The sequence below is a fragment of the Pseudomonas sp. MLB6B genome (assembly GCF_054508135.1).
The window spans coordinates 310,077-325,503 of record NZ_CP199313.1 but is presented as its reverse complement, the minus strand read 5'-3'; the positions used below and the strand labels follow the sequence as shown (position 1 = coordinate 325,503).

The following is a 15,427-nucleotide window of genomic DNA, read 5'->3' as shown; positions in this document are numbered from 1 at the left end:
GGCCGGCTGTGTGTTCCGATCGCGCGCCAAGGACGGCGGTTGTTTTACACCCTGGTGGGGGATAGGAAGGCTTAGCGACCCACCATGGCTGAAGTCCGCACGCAAACGTCTGTAGGAGCGGCCGGTTCGGCGCTCCGATTAGCCGCGATGGGTGGCTGGAGCCCCCATTCAAGCGACACTGGCCAACTGAAGAAAACCGATCTTAGCTACCGGGCCTGCTGCGCAGGCCATCGCGGCTAAAGCCGCTCCCACAGGGAGTTGGGGCTGGCTGCGCAGGCCATTGCAGTCGGAGCGCCGAACCGGCCGCTCCCATGCGGTTTGCTCATTGGAGGCGTACTCAGCCTTCGTGGCAGATGCGCCCATCGACCAGGGTGTAGCGCACCGCCCCCGGTAGACAATGCCCGACGAACGGACAGTTCTGCCCCTTCGAGAACCACTGCTCGCCTACCACCGTTGACGCCTGCGGATCGAACACCACGACATCCGCCGCACCACCGACCTTCAGCTCACCGGCCGGCAGGCGCAGGGCCTGGGCCGGGCCGTGGCCGAGGCGGGCGAGCAGGGTCGGCAGGTCGAGCAAGCCGTCTTCGACCAGGGTCATGGCCAGCGGCAGCAACAGTTCGACGCTGCTGATGCCCGGCTCGGTGGCGCCGAACGGCGCCAGCTTGGCGTCGCGCTCGTGGGGCTGGTGGTGGCTGGAAATGGCCTGGATGACCCCAGCCTTGACCGCGGCGCGCAGGCCGTCGCGGTCGGCGGCGGTGCGTAGTGGCGGCTGTACGTGGTAAAGGCTGGAGAAGTCGCGCAGCGCCTGGTCGGTCAGAATCAGCTGGTACAGCGCCACGTCCGCCGTCACCGGCAGGCCGCGGGCCTGGGCCTGGGCGATCAGCTCCGCGCCACGGGCGCTGGTGATCTGGCTGAAGTGCGCGCGCACGCCGGTCTGCTCGACCAGCAGCAGGTTGCGCGCCAGGGCCACGGTCTCGGCAGTCTCGGGAATGCCCGGCAGGCCGAGAAAGCTGGCCATCGGGCCTTCATGGGCCAGACCGCCCTGGGCCAGGTCGCGGTCCTGGGAATGGATGACGATGCTCAGATCGAAGGTGGCAGCGTAGTCCAAGGCGCGAGCCAGGGTACGGTTGCTGGCCAGTTCGTTGAGGCCGTTGCCGAAGGCCACGCAACCGGTGTCACGCAGGGCCACCAGCTCGGCCAGTTGCTCGCCTTCCAGGCCACGGGTCAGGGCGCCGATGGGGTAGACCTTGGCGTTGCCGGCGTCGCGCGCGCGGTCCAGCACCAGTTCGGCCACGGCCGAGGTGTCGAGCACCGGGCGTGTCTGCGGTGGGCAGCACAGGCTGGTCACGCCACCGGCGACGGCGGCGCGGGTTTCGCTGGCGATGCTGCCCTTGCGGCTGTAACCCGGTTCGCGCAGGGCCACGGACAAATCGACCAGACCGGGCGCGACCACCAGGCCGCTGGCCTGCAAGGTGCGCTCAGGGGTGAAGCCGGCCGGCGCGGCGCCGAGGGCGAGGATGCGTCCCTGATCGACGTGCAGGTCGCAGACCTGGTCCAGGCCACTGCTCGGATCGATCAGCCGGGCGCCAAGAATACTGAGGCTCACAGCGCGTTCTCCTGCTCGAATTGACGTTGCGTGTGCTGGCCGCTCATGGCCATCGACAGCACGGCCATGCGCACGGCGATGCCATAGGTGACCTGATTGAGGATCACCGAATGGCTGCCGTCGGCCACTGCCGATTCGATCTCCACGCCGCGGTTGATCGGCCCTGGGTGCATGACGATGGCGTCGGGCTTGGCACCGGCCAGGCGCGCGGTGGTCAGGCCGAACAGGCGGTAGAACTCGCCCTCGCTCGGCAACAGGCCGCCGGTCATGCGCTCGCGTTGCAGGCGCAGCATGATCACCACGTCGACGTCTTTCAGCCCTTCGCTGAGGTCGGTGTAGACCTTGACGCCGTACTGCTCGATGCCTATCGGGATCAGGGTTTTCGGGCCGACCACGCGGATGTCCGGGCAGCCCAGCGCCTTGAGCGCGAGCATGTCCGAGCGCGCCACGCGCGAATGCAGGATGTCGCCGACGATGGCCACCGAGAGGTTTTCGAAGCTGCCTTTGTGGCGGCGGATGGTGAGCATGTCGAGCATGCCCTGGGTCGGGTGCGCGTGGCGGCCGTCGCCGCCGTTGATCACGGCCACATGAGGGCAGACGTGCTCGGCGATGAAGTGCGCGGCGCCGGAGTCGGAGTGGCGCACCACGAACATGTCGGCGGCCATGGCTTCGAGGTTGCGTAGGGTGTCGAACAGCGTCTCGCCCTTGCTGGTCGATGAGGTCGAGACGTTGAGGCTGATCACGTCGGCCGACAGGCGCTGGGCCGCCAGCTCGAAAGTGGTGCGGGTGCGCGTGGAGTTCTCGAAGAACACGTTGCACACGGTCTTGCCGCGCAGCAGCGGCACTTTCTTGACTGCCCGCGCACCGACTTCGAGGAACGAGTCGGCGGTGTCGAGGATTTCGGTCAACAGCTCGCGGGGCAGGCCGTCCAGCGAAAGGAAATGGCGCAGCTGGCCCTGGTCGTTGAGCTGCAGCGGGCGCTTGGCGTCGAGTGGCGTCATCGCGGGGACTCTCAAAGGGCGGATGCGGTGGTCAGGTTTTGCAGTTCGAGCACGAGCGGCTCGGGGCCGGTCAGTTTGACCCGCTGGTCGGCGGCCAGCGCCAAGGTGGCGCCGAGCACGTTGGGGCGGATCGGCAGCTCACCGGCGTCCAGGTCGAGCAGGCAGACCAGGGTCACGCTGGCCGGACGGCCGTAGTCGAACAGCTCGTTGAGCGCGGCGCGGATGGTACGGCCGCTCATCAGCACGTCATCGACCAGCACCAGGTGCTGGCCCTCGACCTCGAACGGCAGCTCCGAGGGGCGTACCTGCGGGTGCAGCCCGTTCTGGCTGAAGTCGTCGCGGTAGAACGAGACGTCCAGGGTGCCCAATGGGCTGTCGTCGGCCAGTGCCGCTTGCAGAGCCTGGGCCACCCAGACGCCGCCGCTGCGGATGCCGATGAAGCGTGGCTCGCCGATCTGGCGGCGGGCAAGGTGGGCGCCGAGGTCGAGGGCCATCTGCCGGATCAGCGCGGCAGGGTCGGGAAGGCTCATTGCGGACTCCTTGGAAGAGGCCGGTCGCAGCCGGCCGTAAAGCGGTCAGGTGTTGGCTTCCAACCAGCCCTGCAAGAGCAGGGCGGCGGCGATGGCGTCGACCGGATTGTCACGGAAACTGCCGCGCTGGCCGCCCCGGGCCTGGCGTTCGCCCTTGGCCTCGAAGGTGGTCAGGCGTTCGTCGTGGGTGTGCACCGGCAGATTGAAGCGGCCGTTGAGACGGCGGGCGAACTTTTCGGCGCGGGCGCTCATCTCGCTGGGGGTGCCGTCCATGTTCAACGGCAGGCCGACGACGATGGCGTCGGGCTTCCATTCGTCGACCAGCTTTTCCACCTGGGCCCAGTCGGGCACGCCGTTCTGCGCTTTGAGGGTGCACAGCTCGCGGGCCTGACCGGTGACGACCTGGCCAACGGCAACGCCGATCTGCTTGGTGCCGTAATCGAAGCCCAACAGCAGACGCAGCTCGGCCATCAGGCGTGGCCCGCCTGGTTGGTGAGCAGGCTGAGGGTGACGCCCAGGCTGGTCGCGGCCACCTCCCGGCGCAACTCGCTGGGCGTGGCGAAGAGGATCTCGGGATCGAACGTGCAGTTGAGCCAGGCGTTGTCGGCCAGCTCTTCTTCCAGCTGGCCGGCTTCCCAACCGGCGTAGCCGAGGGTGATCAGGCTGCGCTGCGGGCCGGTGCCGGCGGCAATGGCGAACAGCACGTCTTGCGAGGTGGTCAGCGACAGGCCGGGCAGCTCGACCGTGGCCTGGTAGCTGCACTCGGGGCTGTGCAGCACGAAGCCGCGGTCGGTCTGCACCGGGCCGCCCAGGTAGATGGGGACGTGGGAGGTGCCGAGCGGCGGCTCCTCGTCCGGGCGCAGTTGCTCGAGAATGTCCGCCAGGCTCAGTTCCTGCGGGCGATTCACCACCAGACCCATCGCGCCATTGGCGTTGTGCTCGACGATGTAGGTCAGGGTCTGGGCAAAGTTCGGATCGCTCATGTGCGGCATGGCGATCAGGAACTGATGCTTGAGGTAAGTCGGGGTGTGTTTTTTCATGGGCGCTAGTGTGGCGCCAGGCAGCGAGGCTGACAAGCCAATCGCGGCCGCCATGGCGCTATCAGTTGCTTGAAAGTCTGTCGCCACGCGCGAAGCGCCAGGTGCGCACGATTTCCAGGCGGTCGAATTCGGCCAGATCGCCCGTGAACGGCGCGAACGGCGCCGACATGCGCACGATGCGCTGTGCGGCCTGGTCGAGCAGCGGTTGCCCGGACGATTCGAGCACCAGCACTTCGTGCAGCGAGCCGTCGCGGTTGATCGACACCAACAGGCGCAGGCTGCCGTACAGCTTCTGGTTGCGCGCCTGCTCGGGATAGTTGAGGTTGCCGATGCGCTCGATCTTCTTGCGCCAGTCTTCCTTGTACCAGGCGCCCTTGTCGCGGGCGGTGGAAGCGGCGTTGAGGCGGTGGATGCGCGGGCGCTTGGCGTAAAGCTGCTGCTCCTGCGACAGCTCCGCTTCCAAACTGGCGATCTGGCTGGACAGCTGCGAGCTGTCGAATTCGGGCGCAGGCGCCGCCGGCTTGGGCTGCGGCTTGCTCGGCTTGGGCTGCGGCTCGACCTTCTGCGCCTTGGGCGCCTTGGTGCTGACCACGGCCTTGGCCGGCGCGGGCGGCACCTCGGGGCGCGCGGCCGGCGGCGGGGTGATCTTGTTGACCTTGCTGTCCTGGAACGGCGCCACTTCGGTGGTGGTGGGCAAGGCTTTCTTTTCCAGCGTGCCGCTGCCTTGCTGGTTGTCCTGGGCCAGGTAGTCGGCTTTTTCCGGGGCCTTCTCGCTCTTGAAGGTGGACAGGGTGAAGTCCATGGTGTGGCGGATTTGCTTGGGCATGCTGACGCTGAAGCCCACCCCGAGGATCAGCGCGATGTGCAGCAGGGCCGCCAGGAACAGGGTGAAACCCAGCCGGTCGACCGGGCGCACGCGCGGTTGCAGCAGGTCGGAGGGAAGGTCGGCGGACAGCGTCATCGGGGGTCCAGAAGCGGTAGCGGGCCAGAAGCGGCAAGTTTCAAGGGGTTCGGCGTGGGCTGCAAGTGCGCGTCATCCGGCGCCGGGCGAGGGCAGACGCTTCACTGTGCACTGCGCGTGCCGCACACGGGCGCTGGCGCGGACGTACGCGGCGGATCGGCGCGGGCCGCGCCCAGGGCAGACCCGTGCCGAATGTGCGTAGGGGTCGCTTACAGCTTGCCGCCCGTCTCGAGCAGGCGCGCGATGGCGTCCATCAAGCGGCCGCCGATGTCGGTGTCGAATGCGGCGTCGATCTCGCGGATGCAGGTCGGGCTGGTGACGTTGATTTCGGTGAGGCAGTCGCCGATCACGTCCAGGCCGACGAACAGCAGGCCCTTCTCGCGCAAGGTCGGGCCCACCTGGGCGGCGATCCAGCGGTCGCGCTCGGTCAGCGGCCGCGCTTCGCCACGGCCGCCGGCGGCCAGGTTGCCACGGGTTTCGCCGCTGGCCGGAATGCGCGCCAGGCAATAGGGCACCGGTTCGCCGTCGATCATCAGGATGCGCTTGTCGCCGTCGACGATGGCCGGCAGGTAGGCCTGCGCCATGATCTGCTGCTTGCCGTGCTGGGTCAGGGTTTCGAGGATCACCGAGAGGTTCGGGTCGCCCTGGCGGTGGCGGAACACCGACGCGCCGCCCATGCCGTCGAGCGGCTTGAGGATCACGTCGCCATGGGTCGCGGCGAACTGGCGCAGGATGTCGGCGCGGCGGCTGACCAGGGTCGGCGCGGTGCACTGCGGGAACAGCGTGGCGAAGAGCTTTTCGTTGCAGTCGCGCAGGCTCTGTGGGCGGTTGACCACCAGCACGCCGTCACGCTCGGCCTGCTCCAGCAGGTAGGTGCTGTAGACGAACTCCATGTCGAAGGGTGGGTCTTTGCGCATCAGCAGCACGTCGAGTTCGGCGAGCGGTGCGTCCTGCTCTTCGCCCAGCTCGAACCAGCGTGCCGGGTCGGCGAACACCTTCAGCGGGCGCATGCGGGCGCGGGCCTTGCCTTCGCCCTGGTAGAGGTCGGCCTGCTCCATGTAGAACAGGCTCCAGCCCCGGGCCTGGGCGGCCAGCAGCATGGCCAGCGAACTGTCCTTCTTGTAGGCGATGGACGCGATGGGGTCCATGACAATCCCGAGGCGAACGCTCATGGGGTAGTTCCTCTTGGCGGCGCGCGGCCGCGACGGTTCGAAATGAAAAGGTTGGAAATGAAAAGTCGCTCAGGGTGGCCCCGCGCGCGCGCTCGGTCAAGGGGCGGGCAGATGGAACGGCCTCCTGGAGTGTGCTAAAAATGCCCCCTAGCATCACGCCGCAAGCGCCGTGCTCCGCATGGGCCCCAAGGGCCTTTGCGATGCGCGCGGCCTTGCGCTTCCTTCGCGCGTCGCCACGGTAGTACAACGTTATGGAACAGCCCCTGAAGGTCATGGTGATCGACGATTCGCGCACGATCCGCCGTACCGCCCAGTTGTTGCTCGGCGAGGCCGGCTGCGAAGTGATCACCGCCAGCGACGGCTTCGATGCCTTGGCCAAGATCGTCGACCACAAACCGCAGATCATCTTCGTCGACGTGCTCATGCCGCGCCTGGACGGCTACCAGACCTGCGCGGTGATAAAGCAGAACAGCACCTTCAAGGACACCCCGGTGATCCTGCTGTCGTCGCGCGATGGCGTGTTCGACAAGGCCCGTGGCCGGGTGGTGGGTTCCGACCAGTTCCTCACCAAACCCTTCAGCAAGCAAGCGTTGCTCGACGCCATCCGCGCCCATGTGCCGGCGTTCGTCGAGCAGCCCCAACACGCCTCCTGAGGCCGCCGAGCATGGCGGCCTCGCCCTTTTCCGACGGGGACACAGCATGGCCCGAGTTCTGATTGTCGACGACTCGCCGACCGAGATGTACAAACTCACCGATTGGCTGGAACAGCATGGCCACGTGGTGTTCAAGGCCAACAATGGCGCCGATGGCGTGGCCCTGGCCCGCCAGGAGAAGCCCGATGCGGTGCTGATGGACATCGTCATGCCCGGCATGAACGGCTTCCAGGCCACCCGGCAACTGAGCAAAGATCCCGAAACCAGCGCCATCCCGGTCATCGTGGTCACTACCAAGGACCAGGAAACCGACCGCATCTGGGCCACCCGCCAGGGCGCCCGGGCCTTTCTCACCAAGCCGGTGGAAGAGGCGGCGCTGATCAGCGTCGTCGATGAAGTGCTGCGCGCTTGACCACCCGGCCCCAGGGCGCGTCGCTGACCGCCTTCGAGTTGCTGCTGGACATCGACCGGCGCTGCCGCCTGCTGGTGGCCGACCAGCCCTTCGACGACGCTCCCCTGCAAGACTGGAGCGGCATCGGCTTTCGCATCGCCGGCCAATGGTTCGTCGCGCCCATGGGCGAGGTGGCCGAGGTGTTGCGCGAGCCGCGCAGCAGCCGCGTTCCGGGCGTACGCCCCTGGGTGGTGGGGGTGGCCAACCTGCGCGGGCGCCTGTTGCCGGTGATGGACCTGTCGCACTTCCTCGGTCTGGGCCCGGTCGCGGCCGGCAAACAGCGGCGGGTGATGGTGCTCGACCACGACGACCTGTTCGTCGGCTTGTTGGTCGACGAAGTGCTGGGCTTGCAGCACTTTCCGCTCGCCAGCCTGCAACTGGCCCCCCCGCAGCCGCTGATGCGCAGCGCCGCGCGTTTCGTCCAGGGGCATTTCCCCGGCGAGCGCACCTGGGCGATCTTCAGCCCATTCGCCCTGGCCCAGGCGCCAGGTTTCATCGACGTGGCGTTGTAGAGGATGCCTTAGTGAGCAAGTCCACCCCAGGCGTCAGTGCCCCCGCGATGACCCAGCGCAGCCGCAGCAGCCTGCAGATCACCGTGCTGTTCGTGGTGCTGATCCTGTCGATCGTGCTGCTGTTCGCCAATTCCGCCTACCTCAACACCCAGTCGACTTACGACAAACAGTACATCGGCCACGCCGGCGAGCTGCGCGTGCTGTCCCAGCGCATCGCCAAGAACGCCACCGAGGCGGCGGCGGGCAAGGCGCTGGCGTTCAAGCTGCTGTCCGATGCGCGCAACGATTTCGAACGGCGCTGGGGCTACCTGCGCCACGGCGACAGTGCCACCGGCTTGCCCGCCGCCCCTGCGCGGGTGCACGAGGAAATGGCCGCCGTGCATCAGGACTGGGAAACCCTGCGGCACAACACCGACACCATCCTGGCCAGCGAGCAGACGGTGTTGTCGTTGCATCAGGTGGCCGCGACCCTGGCCGAGACCGTGCCGCAGTTGCAGGTCGAGTACGAAAAGGTGGTGGAAATCCTGCTCAAGCGCGACGCGCCCGCCAGCCAGGTGGCAGTGGCGCAGCGCCAGTTGCTGCTGGCCGAACGTATCCTCGGGTCGGTCAACACGGTGCTGGCCGGCGATGCCACCACCGCCCAGGCCGCCGCCACCTTCGGCCGCGATGCCAACCGCTTCGGCCAGGTGCTGCAAGGTATGCTCGACGGCAACCCGGCGCTGCAGATCAGCCGGGTCGAAGACGCCGACGCGCGCGCGCGGCTGGCGGACATCGCCGAGCTATTCCAGTTCGTCGCAGGCTCGGTGGACGAAATCATCGAGACCTCGCCAGAGCTGCTGCGCGTCCGCGAAGCGGCAGGCAACATCTTCAGCGGCTCGCAGACCCTGCTCGACGAGGCCTCGCACCTGGCCAACGGTTTCGAGAACCTGGCCGCCAGCCGCCTGTTCAATACCGTAGGCGGCTATGGCCTGGTGCTCTTGGCCCTGGCCGCGATCATCCTCATCGGTTCGATCATGGTTCGCGCCACGCGCCGCCAGTTGCGCGAGACCGCGCAGAAGAACGAGCGCAACCAGCAGGCGATCATGCGCCTGCTCGACGAAATCGAAGAGCTGGCCGACGGCGACCTGACCGTCACCGTGTCGGTCACCGAAGACTTCACCGGGGCCATCGCCGACTCGATCAACTATTCGGTCGACCAGTTGCGCGACCTGGTCACCACCATCAACCACAGCGCCGAGCAGGTCGCCGCCGCCGTGCAGGACACGCAGAACACCTCGCGGCAACTGGTCAAGGCGTCCGAGCACCAGGCCGAGCAGATCACCGAGGCCTCGCTGGCGGTGGGCGACATGGTCGAGTCCATCGACCGGGTCTCGGGCCATGCCTACGAATCGGCCAAGGTCGCCGAACGTTCGGTGGCCATCGCCAACAAGGGCAACGAAGTGGTGAACAACACCATCGAAGGCATGAACAACATCCGCGAGCAAATCCAGGACACCGCCAAGCGCATCAAGCGCCTGGGCGAATCGTCCCAGGAGATCGGCGACATCGTCAGCCTGATCGACGACATCGCCGAGCAGACCAATATCCTCGCCTTGAACGCCGCGATCCAGGCCTCGCTGGCCGGCGAAGCCGGGCGCGGTTTCGCCGTGGTGGCCGACGAAGTGCAGCGCCTGGCCGAGCGCTCTTCCTCGGCCACGCGGCAGATCGAAGCGCTGGTGCGCACCATCCAGGCCGACACCAACGAAGCGGTGATCTCCATGGAACAGACCACTGCCGAAGTGGTGCGCGGCGCGCGCCTGGCCCAGGACGCCGGCGTGTCGCTGGCCGAGATCGAAGGCGTATCGCAGACCCTGGCCGAGCTGATCCTGAGCATTTCCGACGCAGCCCAGTTGCAGACGTCTTCGGCGGGGCAGATCTCCCACACCATGGCGGTGATCCAGCAGATCACCGCGCAGACTTCGGCCGGCTCCACCGCCACCGCCGACAGCATCCGCCACCTGGCGCGCATGGCCAGCGAAATGCGTCGGTCGGTGTCGGGCTTCAACCTGCCTGAACAGGCCGCACGCACATGAGGACGCACACATGGCGGCCACGCTGACCCTGCACCGGCACGACACCGTGGCGCTGGCCTGGACCAAGGGCGCGTTGCTCGAGTGTCTCGGCGACGCGCGCCAGGCCTTGGAGCAGTTCGCCCGCGAGCCGGGCGAAGCGGCGTCGATGACGATCTTCGGCGAATGTTTGCAGCGCGTACGCGGCTGCCTGGACATGCTCGAGTTACGCGGCGCCGCGCACCTGGCCGAGGAGATGCAGCTGCTCGGCGCCGCCATGGCCGACATCGGCAAGGGCGCCTCCGAGCCTTCGCGCGGCGAATGCCTGGGTGTGCTGTTCCGTGCCCTGGAGCAACTGCCCGCCTACCTGGAACGCCTGCGCGGCGCACGCCACGACCTGCCGCTGGTGATGCTGCCGTTGCTCAACCAACTGCGGCACTGCCGCGGCCTCGAACCCTTGGCCCATGAAAATCCGTTGACCGGGGCCGGGGCGGGACAGCGTTCGGCGGACCTGGCCGATCTCGACCTGTCGCTGGGCAATTGGCGTGAGCACCTGCAAGCGGGGCAGGGCCACGACGCGCTGCGTTCGGTGGTGATCGCCCTGTGCGACGACCTGATGCGCATCAAGGAGCGGCTCGACCATTTCGTGCGCAGCGATCGCCACGACCGCAGCGCCCTCGACAGCGTGGTCACGGCATTGCGGCAAATCGCCGATACCCTGGCAGTGCTGGGCTTCCAGCAACCGCGGCGGGTGATCGTCGACCAGGTGCTGGCCCTGCAAGGCGTCAGCGAGCAGCGCCGCGAGGCCGACGAGGCCTTGTTGACGGATGTGGCCGGCGCCTTGCTGTACGTGGAGGCCACGCTCAACGGCATGGCCGGCCCGCTGGAGGAAGGCCCCGCCAGTCTGCCGGGTTCGGACGTGCTGGAGATTCGTCAGCAGGTGCTGGGCGAGTCGTTGTCGGTGGTGCAGCAGGTCAAGGAAACGATCGAGGAGTGCGTGGACGCGGACTGGTCCTGGCAACGCCTGCAAGCTTTGCCTGGCCTGCTGCAACAGGTGCGCGGAGCACTCAGCATGTTGATGCTCAACGATGCCGCCGAGGTCTTCGGCGCGTGCGCAGGGCATGTGCAGGGTTGGCTCGAACAGTTGCCGCAGGCGCCGCAAGCGCCGGCGCTCGAATCGTTCGCCGAGGCGCTGTGCGCCGCCGAATGCTATGTGCAGTGGCGCCTGGCCGACCCGCTGGCCGACGCCGTGCCCTGGCTCGACCAGGCCTGTACGCGGCTCGCTGAGCTGGGTGTGGCGTGCCCGCGCGAGCCCGCGCCCTGCGGCGCAGCGCCTGCCGAAAGCGCTATCGACGACGAGCTGCGCGCAGTCTTTCTCGAAGAAGCCCACGCGCTGTTGCAGACCTGCGAGGACGAGTGGCTGCGCTGGTGCGCCGACCATACGGCTCGCCACGCCCTGGTCGAACTGCGCCGCGCGTTGCACACGCTCAAGGGCAGTGGCCGTGTGGTCCGGGCCGACGCCCTGGCGGCGCTGGCCTGGGGCGGCGAGCACCTGCTCAACCGCGTGCTGCAAGGGCGCACGGCGTTGGGCCATGAGCAGCAAACGGCCTTGCAGCAGGTGTTCATGCGCTTGCCGGACATGCTGGCCGACATCGCCGCCGGGCACATGCCAGCGCCGCGCGAGGTCGAAGCCCTGGCGGCCCATCTGCATGCGCTGGCCGACCGCGCACCGGCCACGTCCCTCGAGGCGGACGGCCTCGATCCGCGTTTGCTGAGCATCTTCGCCGCCGAGGCCGCCGGGCACTTGCAGCAGCTCGATGCCTTCCTGCGAACCGCCCAAAGCGCGCCCAGCGTGGTCAGCGACGCGCTGCAACGGGCCGTGCACACGCTCAAGGGCAGCGCAGCCATGGCCGGCGTCTTGCCGATGGCGGAGCTGGCTACGGCGCTGGACCGCCTGGTCCGCGAGCATCAGGCGCATGGCTGGGCCTTGCAGGCCGACGATCTCGCGCAGTTGCAGGCGGCGAGCGGTCTACTGCACGAGGCCCTTAAGCGCGTGGAACATGCGCCGTTGCAACGCCTCGCAGGCGCCGCCGAATTGATCGAAACGCTCGGCCAGGCGCTCGACGCACGGCTGGCCGATCCCCCCGCGCCGACCAGCGCAGGCCCCACGCGCGATGCGCAGGCCACCGGGCAATGGCTCGGCGAGGCCATGGACCGCCTGCTCGAAGCCGAAACGCTGCTCGCCCGTTGGCAGGCCCAGCCGGCGCAGCGCGACGCACTGGACGCCTTGCTCGACGAATTGACCGCCTTGGGCCATGCCGCGCACCTGGCCGATCTGGTCGCGTTGGACGAGGTCTGCGAAGCCCTGCTCGACCTGCTCGGCGCCGTCGAGGAAGGCAGCCTGGCGCCGACGCCACGCCTGTTCGCGCTGGCCGAAGAGGGGCTTGCGGCGTCGATGGACATGCTCGACGAACTGGCCGCCGGCCAGGCCATCGCCCCACGCGCCGCCTTGCTTGCCGACCTGCGCGGTGCCCACGACGAGGCGCTCGACCCCGACAGCCTTGGCGTGGTCGGCGCACACGGCGTGCGTACGCTGGCCGCGCTGCCGCCAGCGCTCGATCCCGAAGCCGACGCCCCGGTGCTGGACGACACCCCGGACGACGCCGCGCTGCTGGAAGTCTTTCTCGAAGAAAGCTCGGACATCGTCGAAAGCGCCGCCACCGCGCTGGCCCGCTGGCAGGCCGAGCCCCGCGACTCTACCGAGGCCGAGAACCTGCTGCGTGAGCTGCACACCCTCAAGGGCGGCGCGCGCATGGTGCAGATCGGCGCCATCGGCGACCTGGCCCATGAGCTGGAATCGCTCTATCAACTGCTGGCCGCCGGGCGCCTGCCGTCGAGCCCGGCCTTGTTCAGCCTGCTGCAGAACTGCCATGACCGTCTGGCACACATGCTCGACGCCGTGCGCCTGGGCCAGCCGCTGCAAGCGGCCACGGCGCTGATCGACTACATCCGCAATTTCTCCAGCGCCGCGCTCAACGACGGCGTGACCGAGGTGCCGGCCAGCGAAACGGCGCCGGCCGAGGTGCCGGTGGCCCCCCAGGAGCGCGCTGCGGGCGACATGGTCAAAGTCGATGCCGAACTGCTCGACGACCTGGGCAACCTGGCCGGCGAGCACGCCATCATCCGCGGGCGCATCGAACAGCAGGTCAACGACGCCCAGATCGCCCTCAACGAAATGGAGACCACGCTCGAACGCATGCGCGATCAGCTGCTGCGCCTGGACAACGAGACGCAGAGCGGTCTGCTCGGTCGGCATGCGGTCGAAGGCGACGCCTACGACGACTTCGACCCGCTGGAGATGGACCGCCATTCGCAGTTGCAGCAACTGTCGCGGGCTTTGTTCGAATCGGCCTCGGACCTGCTCGATCTCAAGGAGACGCTGGCTCAACGCGCCCAGCTCACCCATGGCCTGCTGTTACAGCAGGGGCGCATCAACAGCCAGTTGCAGGAGGGCCTCACCGCCACGCTGATGGTGCCCTTCGAGCGCCTGGTGCCGCGTTTGCAGCGCGTGGTGCGGCAAGTGGCCAGCGAGCTGGGCAAACAGGTCGAGCTGGTGGTGGGCAACGCCGAGGGCGAGCTGGACCGCAGCGTGCTCGAACGCATGGTGGCACCGCTGGAACACATGTTGCGCAACGCCGTCGACCACGGACTGGAAACCGGCGCGGCGCGGCGTGCGGCGGGTAAGCCCGAGCAGGGCACCATCCACCTGAACCTGCTGCACGAAGGCGCCGACATCGTCATCGAGATGAGCGACGACGGTGCCGGCGTGCCCCTCGAAGCGGTGCGCAAGAAAGCCATAAAGCGCGGCCTGCTCGATCCCGAGGCAACGCTCAGCGACCACGAAGTGTTGCAGTTCATCCTGCGGCCGGGGTTTTCCACCGCCGAAAAGATCACCCAGATTTCCGGACGCGGGCTGGGCATGGACGTGGTGCATGAGGAGGTCAAGCAACTGGGCGGGGCCATGAGCATCGAGTCCAGCCCCGGCAAGGGCGCGCGCTTCCTGATCCGCTTGCCGTTCACCGTGTCGCTCAACCGCGCTTTGATGGTGCACCTGGGCGAGGAGCAGTACGCCATCGGCCTGAACACCATCGAAGGGGTGGTGCGTGTGCCGCCGGCCGAGCTGGACGCCTGTTACCAGCTCGACCCGCCCCGCTACACCTATGCCGGCTTCAGCTACGACCTGCGCTACCTGGGCGAACTGCTACAAGATGCCCCGCGCCCCAGCCTGCTGGGCCTGAGCGTGCCGCTGCCAGTACTGCTGGTGCATTCTCAGGAGCGCTCGTTCGCCATCCAGGTCGATGGCCTGTCGCCCAGCCGCGAGATCGTGGTCAAGAGCCTCGGCCCGCAGTTCGCCGCCGTGCCGGGCCTGGCCGGGGCGACCTTGCTCGGCGACGGTCGGGTAGTGTTGATCCTCGACCTGCTCGGCCAGCTGCGCGGCCAGCAACGACGCCGGGCGCGCCTGCCTTCAGCGGGCCGCATCGCTGCGCAACTGCCGGGGCCGGCGGCGCAGCGCCCGTTGCTGGTGATGGTGGTGGACGATTCGGTGACCGTGCGCAAGGTCACCAGCCGCTTGCTGGAGCGCCATGGCATGAGCGTGCTCACGGCCAAGGACGGCGTCGATGCGATGGCGCAGTTGCGCGAGCATCAGCCCGACGTGTTGCTGCTGGACATCGAAATGCCACGCATGGACGGCTTCGAAGTGGCGACCCGCATCCGCCAGGACGAGCGCCTCGAGCACCTGCCAATCATCATGATCACTTCGCGCAGCGGGCAGAAGCACCGCGATCGCGCCATGGCCATCGGCGTCAACGAGTACTTGGGCAAGCCGTACCAGGAATCGGTTCTGCTCAACAGCATCGCCCATTGGAGCGCGCCCCATGCTTGAACACATCGTCGGCCAGCGCAGCCAGTTGACCGGACTGCTACTGCCCCTGGGCGACCGCACCCTGGTGCTGCCCAACGTGGCGGTCGCCGAACTGGTGGGCCAGCGCCGGCTCAGTTGCGAGCGCGGCGTCGTGGACTGGCACATGGGCTGGCTCGACTGGCGCCAGCACCGTCTGCCGTTGATCGGCTTCGAGGCCGCTTGCGGCGGGCACACGCCGTGCGGCGAGCGGGCGCGCATCGTGGTGCTCAATGCCCTGGGCGACACCGGCCTGCGTTACCTGGCGCTGCTGCTGCAAGGCATTCCGCGGTCGTGCAAGCTCGACAGCCAGCTCAATTACGTGGACGTGCCGCTGGCGTCGCTGGAACTGGCGGCCGTTCAGGTGGCCGAACAGGTGGTGCGAGTGCCGGATCTGGCCGGTCTAGAGCGGCTGGTGCGGGATACGCAGTTGTGATGGCAGCCCCATCGGCTGAGGGGGACTAAGACGCAGACCATCCCGGCACACGCG

General features: G+C 67.9%; 13 protein-coding genes. 6 read left to right on the top strand and 7 right to left on the bottom strand.

Going from position 1 to position 15,427, the window contains the following annotated elements; translation table 11 throughout:
* Positions 1-337 precede the first annotated feature (337 nt).
* The 7 genes from ACSMEV_RS01295 to gshB all read right to left on the bottom strand — a co-directional run bounded on the left by ACSMEV_RS01295 (position 338) and on the right by gshB (position 6,313).
* Positions 338-1,609 carry a dihydroorotase gene (locus tag ACSMEV_RS01295; protein WP_459206934.1) on the bottom strand — a complete coding sequence of 424 codons (1,272 nt, stop codon included), beginning with the start codon at positions 1,607-1,609 and terminating at the stop codon, positions 338-340.
* Entirely contained in the window at positions 1,606-2,610 is a 1,005-nt protein-coding gene (locus tag ACSMEV_RS01290; protein ID WP_459206933.1) for an aspartate carbamoyltransferase catalytic subunit, read from the bottom strand. Before ACSMEV_RS01290 ends, ACSMEV_RS01295 begins: the two co-directional genes overlap by 4 nt.
* 11 nt (positions 2,611-2,621) lie before the next feature.
* The gene (gene pyrR, locus ACSMEV_RS01285) at positions 2,622-3,140 is read right to left on the bottom strand and encodes a bifunctional pyr operon transcriptional regulator/uracil phosphoribosyltransferase PyrR (protein WP_459206932.1); all 519 of its coding nucleotides are present in this window, start codon (positions 3,138-3,140) and stop codon (positions 2,622-2,624) included.
* A 45-nt stretch (positions 3,141-3,185) separates the two neighbouring features.
* Positions 3,186-3,611, bottom strand: coding sequence for a Holliday junction resolvase RuvX (ruvX, locus tag ACSMEV_RS01280; RefSeq protein ID WP_459206931.1), 426 nt, complete (start codon positions 3,609-3,611; stop codon positions 3,186-3,188).
* A complete protein-coding gene (locus tag ACSMEV_RS01275) occupies positions 3,611-4,180 on the bottom strand; it encodes a YqgE/AlgH family protein (protein WP_296266220.1) in 570 nt (189 codons plus the stop codon). Before ACSMEV_RS01275 ends, ruvX begins: the two co-directional genes overlap by 1 nt.
* Positions 4,181-4,241: 61 nt before the next feature.
* Positions 4,242-5,141, bottom strand: a complete 900-nt coding sequence (locus tag ACSMEV_RS01270; protein WP_459206930.1) for an energy transducer TonB — start codon at positions 5,139-5,141, stop codon at positions 4,242-4,244.
* A gap of 209 nt (positions 5,142-5,350) precedes the next feature.
* Complete coding sequence (gene gshB, locus ACSMEV_RS01265) at positions 5,351-6,313, bottom strand: glutathione synthase (protein WP_459206929.1); 963 nt, start codon at positions 6,311-6,313, stop codon at positions 5,351-5,353.
* A 251-nt stretch (positions 6,314-6,564) separates the two neighbouring features.
* Between gshB and ACSMEV_RS01260 the strand changes: the two genes are divergently transcribed.
* Genes ACSMEV_RS01260 through ACSMEV_RS01235 form a run of 6 tightly spaced genes read left to right on the top strand, consistent with a single transcriptional unit; the run spans position 6,565 to position 15,373 of the window.
* Positions 6,565-6,966, top strand: coding sequence for a response regulator (locus ACSMEV_RS01260; protein ID WP_313741025.1), 402 nt, complete (start codon positions 6,565-6,567; stop codon positions 6,964-6,966).
* A gap of 46 nt (positions 6,967-7,012) precedes the next feature.
* Complete coding sequence (gene pilH / locus ACSMEV_RS01255; RefSeq protein ID WP_413046100.1) at positions 7,013-7,378, top strand: twitching motility response regulator PilH; 366 nt, start codon at positions 7,013-7,015, stop codon at positions 7,376-7,378.
* Complete coding sequence (locus tag ACSMEV_RS01250) at positions 7,375-7,929, top strand: chemotaxis protein CheW (protein ID WP_313741024.1); 555 nt, start codon at positions 7,375-7,377, stop codon at positions 7,927-7,929. The genes pilH and ACSMEV_RS01250 overlap by 4 nt, the downstream gene beginning before the upstream one ends.
* 47 nt (positions 7,930-7,976) lie before the next feature.
* Positions 7,977-10,001 carry a methyl-accepting chemotaxis protein gene (locus ACSMEV_RS01245; RefSeq protein WP_459208275.1) on the top strand — a complete coding sequence of 675 codons (2,025 nt, stop codon included), beginning with the start codon at positions 7,977-7,979 and terminating at the stop codon, positions 9,999-10,001.
* A gap of 10 nt (positions 10,002-10,011) precedes the next feature.
* Entirely contained in the window at positions 10,012-14,922 is a 4,911-nt protein-coding gene (locus ACSMEV_RS01240; RefSeq protein WP_459206928.1) for a hybrid sensor histidine kinase/response regulator, read from the top strand.
* Positions 14,915-15,373 (top strand): chemotaxis protein CheW, encoded by a 459-nt coding sequence (locus ACSMEV_RS01235; RefSeq protein WP_459206927.1) that lies wholly within the window; start codon positions 14,915-14,917, stop codon positions 15,371-15,373. Before ACSMEV_RS01240 ends, ACSMEV_RS01235 begins: the two co-directional genes overlap by 8 nt.
* Positions 15,374-15,427 lie beyond the last annotated feature (54 nt).

Excerpts from the sequence above, each read along its gene's own strand:
- ACSMEV_RS01290 (WP_459206933.1), bottom strand. The coding sequence starts at position 2,610 with ATGACGCCACTCGACGCCAAGCGCCCGCTGCAGCTCAACGACCAGGGC.
- pyrR (WP_459206932.1), bottom strand. The coding sequence starts at position 3,140 with ATGAGCCTTCCCGACCCTGCCGCGCTGATCCGGCAGATGGCCCTCGAC.
- ruvX (WP_459206931.1), bottom strand. The coding sequence starts at position 3,611 with ATGGCCGAGCTGCGTCTGCTGTTGGGCTTCGATTACGGCACCAAGCAG.
- ACSMEV_RS01275 (WP_296266220.1), bottom strand. The coding sequence starts at position 4,180 with ATGAAAAAACACACCCCGACTTACCTCAAGCATCAGTTCCTGATCGCC.
- ACSMEV_RS01270 (WP_459206930.1), bottom strand. The coding sequence starts at position 5,141 with ATGACGCTGTCCGCCGACCTTCCCTCCGACCTGCTGCAACCGCGCGTG.
- gshB (WP_459206929.1), bottom strand. The coding sequence starts at position 6,313 with ATGAGCGTTCGCCTCGGGATTGTCATGGACCCCATCGCGTCCATCGCC.
- ACSMEV_RS01260 (WP_313741025.1), top strand. The coding sequence starts at position 6,565 with ATGGAACAGCCCCTGAAGGTCATGGTGATCGACGATTCGCGCACGATC.
- pilH (WP_413046100.1), top strand. The coding sequence starts at position 7,013 with ATGGCCCGAGTTCTGATTGTCGACGACTCGCCGACCGAGATGTACAAA.
- ACSMEV_RS01245 (WP_459208275.1), top strand. The coding sequence starts at position 7,977 with ATGACCCAGCGCAGCCGCAGCAGCCTGCAGATCACCGTGCTGTTCGTG.
- ACSMEV_RS01240 (WP_459206928.1), top strand. The coding sequence starts at position 10,012 with ATGGCGGCCACGCTGACCCTGCACCGGCACGACACCGTGGCGCTGGCC.
- ACSMEV_RS01235 (WP_459206927.1), top strand. The coding sequence starts at position 14,915 with ATGCTTGAACACATCGTCGGCCAGCGCAGCCAGTTGACCGGACTGCTA.